Here is a 4773-nt window from a genome sequence, read left to right as displayed (position 1 = left end):
TTAATTACCTCGTTTATTCTGTACAAGTTTGATAGGATTATTCACATATTTAATTACAGATATTTTACCGCTATTTCATTTATCATCTTGAGTAAATTTAATAGAACTGGAGACACTTACAGGTATTACTATCGTTAATCAAATCATTTTTGGTATTATTATTTACTTTTTCTACTTTTTGGTATATTATATATACTGCATGTTTTTCAGAAAGCTCATTACTGAATCGTTACAACATAAAAACGAAAGGACGGAAATATGTTTTGGAATTTAATTTAGACATCTTTAAGACTATGGCTCTGGTTTCCATTGTATTTTATATAGGGAAATTCATTCGCAATAAATTTTCAATAATAAGAAAGTATTGTATTCCACCATCCGTTGTTGGTGGCTTTATCTTTGCTTTACTTATTCTTCTATTTAAAATAACAGGAATTGCTACCCTTAATCTTGATATAACTCTGCAGAATATATTCATGACAGCTTTTTTTACCAGTATCGGCTTTACGGCGAGCTTTAAGGTATTGAAAAAAGGAGGTATAAAGGTAGTTACCTATCTATGCCTTGCTGTTTTATTAGTAATACTCCAGAATATACTTGGAGTATCGCTTGCTTCCCTATTCCACTTACCTACGCTGCTAGGTCTTTGTACTGCTTCCATTCCAATGGTAGGCGGTCACGGTACTGCTGGTTCGTTTGGTCCCATGCTTGAAGATATGGGGGTAACTGGCGCTGCAACAGTTTCTGTTGCTTCCGCTACATTCGGTTTAATTATGGGTAGTATTATTGGAGGATTGGTAGCTAGAGGTTTAATTCATAATCACAAACTAAAAACTATTAAAGATGAAAATTCAGAAAAACAACCCGATGAAGTTGGTGACTACAATGAAGAGAATCACAACATTCTATCCTTCAAGCGTTTAATGAATGGCGCATGCTTATTATTCTTCGCTATGGGACTTGGTTCCATCTTATCTGATTTAATAGAACATCTTGAACTTACATTCCCTTCCTATATAGGCGCCATGATTGTAGCAGCTATTATTCGCAATGTCTATGATTTTGGAAAGAAGGATATTGTTGAGAAAGAAATAGAAACCCTTGGTGGATTAAGTCTTTCGTTTTTCTTGACTATGGCACTTATGGGGCTACGTTTGTGGGAATTATTCGATTTAGCATTTCCATTAATCGTCATGTTAATCTCTCAAACTTTACTGGTAGGATTCTTTGCTTATTCAATAACCTACCGTGTTATGGGTAAGAATTATGAAGCAGCGGTGTTCGCCTCTGCTACTTGCGGTTTTGGTATGGGTGCAACTCCCAATGCAATTGCCAATATGGATGAACTTACAAACCGCTATGGATTTGTGCATACTCCGTATTTTGTAGTGCCTATTGTTGGTTGCCTCTTTATCGACTTCGTAAATTCAGCAATCATAACTATCTTTGTTAACTTTTTCAAATAACTAGGTACGTTGAGGTTACCCAAATGATACGAAAACGCCTTCCATTCGGTATCCTGCCTAAACTCAGGCTTGCCAGGCATGGATGCCTGGCAAGCCTAGATTACTATGCAAATACACTTGTTTATTTCGTTGGTCTTGCTACTACAGCCACCTTACGATCTGTTTGAGAATATGGGAATATACCTACACCTACTAATCTAGCTTCTAATAGTAATCCGGTTCCATAATCGTCTCCGGTTGTACCACAATAGATCCCTACGTGATAGATATTCTTGTATCGTCCATTATTCGTTCCATCTGTTTTAGTAAAGAACAGTAGATCTCCAGGCTGCATTTTCTCTGCTGGCAACGCTCTATAAGCGATTGCTTTCTTATTCTTAACTAGTGTTTTTGCCATATCAGCTGCTGTAGGTGCCCAGTATTGACTCCCTATATTGACACCCGAACTATGGTATGCTCTCCATGTTAAACTACTACAATCGTAATATCCTGTCTCCATTCTCTTAGCTTGACTATATGTATTCCCTACTGCATTCACAGCATATCTTAATGCACCAATCACCTTACTATTCCCTACCGATACAGGTACAAGAATCTCTTTACCATCTACAGTAATCTGGATATTTGTACACCCAAACTTTCTAGCTGTTACATATCCACTTCTACTAACTTTTGCAATTGAAGTATTGGATGAGTTATAATTTATCTTACTATTCTTATTCGATCCTGTTACTACTATCTTTGACTTCTTACCTTTAACAATGGGAAGCAGTTGAACATTTACTTGAGGATCAGTTACCGTCACTTTATACGTTAACTTAATTCCATCAATCTCACATGTAATAGTTGCTGTTCCTTTCTTCACTGCATAGATTGTAGGATAATATTCATCCACCTTCACCACCGATGTATTGCTTGTTCTTATTATTACGTTACTCTCAGGTTGTACTCCTGTTAATTCTAATTCTTGGCTGCAATTGACTGCTAAATTCCCGGTGGTCATTTTAAGTTTAGGATCACTAACTGCAACTCGACACGTATAGGTTGTTACCCTGCCATCGTTTTCCAAAAAACTTGCAGTAATGTCTGCATATCCCATAGATATACCTGTAACCAATCCTTTTTCATCTACCATAGCTACAGACGGATTTGAACTTGTCCATGTTCCAATTTGTTCTTGCGCGTATCCTGATATATGTATCTGTCCAGTTCTTCCAACTGCACATACTAGCGAATCCTCTTCAATCCCTTTTTCAACTACGCTAATTTTACATGAATCGCTTGCTATGTAATTGAAGTCCTGATCATAAAGGGAAACCACTACCTCAACTTCTCCGCTTGATAATCCTGTAATCCAAAGAGAATTTGTATTATCATCCCTTTGTACACCTATACAATAATAATCTCCTTCAATTGTGTAGGTGTAATTTACGCCACTTGGCACCTGTAAATTGAATGTCTCTCCATTTGCCAAAACCTTTTCATGTACCGTTAGAAAATTATTAATAGTCTCTTCTGCCTTTGCATAACTTGGTAATCCAATTAATAATGATATGACTACGAGTACTGCAATTATTGATTTGTTCTTTCTTACAACATTCATTCGTATACCCACTTTCCATTATGATTAATTCCTTCTTATCTTCAAAATAACCTGTTTAAATTGTACACTCTTTTACATTAAATGTCGATTGAATTATATATTTTACTACTTTTATTTACTATTTTTATATCTATGTAGTCTATAATTTAAGAACCATTATGAATATTACATATTATTGAACTAAAAAAACCGAGAAATTCTCGGTTTTTAGTTCATATCAGCAATTTTATCTTTTTGTTCACTGCCTATTGATTTCAATGTTTTTATCAATTGTTAGGTTACTATAGTGTTAATCCATAGATCCTCCAGTATCTAACTCCTCCATTAACTTTCCAACAACCTCTTCTATTTTCTTTACATTGTTTGAAGTTTCTTCATATTTATTTAGCATGGTCTTTGTTGTCTCATCTGCATTCTGAACGCTATTTGTCATAAGATCCATTACACTGGATACTTCTTTCATATTAACAACCATATTCTTATTGGAAACTTCTACTTCTCTCATCGCAGTATCGATAACCTGTATACTTTCTCCCAATTGTACAGAATCTTCTGTAATATTGGTTACACTCTGATTAACCTGATTAATCTTCAATATTGTATTATTAATTAATTCTAGAATCGAAGTAATAGAATTTGTCATTTTTTCCGAAGTACCCTCTAAGTGTTGCAATGCAGTATAGATACTATTTGAAGAATTCTGCGTTCCTAGACTTAATTTTCTGATTTCTTCTGCAACCACCGCAAATCCTTTTCCTGCATCTCCAGCTCTTGCAGCCTCTATGGAGGCATTCAATGCCAACAGATTTGTCTGCGAAGTGATTCCTTCAATTGTACCTGTTTCTTCTTTAACTGTATAAAAATCAGTCTTAAAATCATTTAATATTTTTTCTACATTAGAAGATAACTGTCCTATGACATTTGTTGCATCAACTACCCCAGATAATTCTTCTGAACTACCTTTTGCATGGGAGATTGATTCATTGACTAAATCAATGATATGACTGATTAGCCCTGCAACATTCTCTACTTGTGTACTTATTGTTTCTGTCATATCAAGCGTCGAATTAGATTTCTCCTGCAATACTTCATTATTCTTAGACAATTCCGTCATCCCCTGTACAACGGTAATTGCTCCTTCTCTATTCTCATCAGCCAATTCACGTACTACTGTTACTCCATCTACTACGGAATTGCTAGCTTTTCTTACCTGTTCTATTGTTGTAACTACTCTGTCCAGATTCCCCTTAATCGAATCCATTAATGCACCATCTGAAGAATTGATATGATTAATCGATAGCACATAACCAACATAACAAAGAATGATACACGCTAATTGTATTTCATATTCTGTAATATTCTCAGAAGAATTGAAACCTGAGAGATAATTTTTAATGCATATTATAATAGTTAAAATTACATTACCAATTCCACAACGTAGAATATAATTTCGATTTTTATATAAGATAAGCATACTACTTAGTGGCAATATAAACACAAATGCATTTGTTGTTTCTGTTGTCCACAGTACAAATAAATAAAAAATACCGTATCCAACCGCAATAATCTCCTTATATATCTCTGTGTTTAGCCCCTTCACTTTCAAAACAACTAATCCTACTATATACGGAACCCAGCAAAATACTAAAAATGTAATGTAGTAATTCACAGTACGCAAACCCTTTACTATTTCAAGTGCATACG

3 protein-coding genes are annotated in these 4773 nt (G+C 34.8%); 1 reads left to right on the top strand and 2 read right to left on the bottom strand.

Annotated elements, in window-relative coordinates; all coding sequences use genetic code 11:
* Positions 1-263 precede the first annotated feature (263 nt).
* Positions 264-1466, top strand: coding sequence for a sodium/glutamate symporter (gene gltS, locus ACW2QF_RS08630; protein ID WP_455715596.1), 1203 nt, complete (start codon positions 264-266; stop codon positions 1464-1466).
* Positions 1467-1587: 121 nt separating this feature from the next.
* On the opposite strand, the gene ACW2QF_RS08625 is transcribed toward gltS, so the two are convergent.
* Positions 1588-3069, bottom strand: a complete 1482-nt coding sequence (locus ACW2QF_RS08625) for an Ig-like domain-containing protein (protein ID WP_455715595.1) — start codon at positions 3067-3069, stop codon at positions 1588-1590.
* A gap of 289 nt (positions 3070-3358) precedes the next feature.
* On the bottom strand, positions 3359-4773 hold a 1415-nt coding region (locus tag ACW2QF_RS08620; RefSeq protein WP_455715594.1), incomplete at its 5' end, for a methyl-accepting chemotaxis protein.

This window comes from Anaerosporobacter sp. (assembly GCF_965301125.1).
The sequence above is the reverse complement of the archived record's forward strand: the minus strand, read 5'-3'. Positions and strand labels throughout refer to the sequence as shown.

Coding starts and splice junctions, on each gene's coding strand:
- ACW2QF_RS08625 (WP_455715595.1), bottom strand. CDS start 3,069: ATGAATGTTGTAAGAAAGAACAAATCAATAATTGCAGTACTCGTAGTC.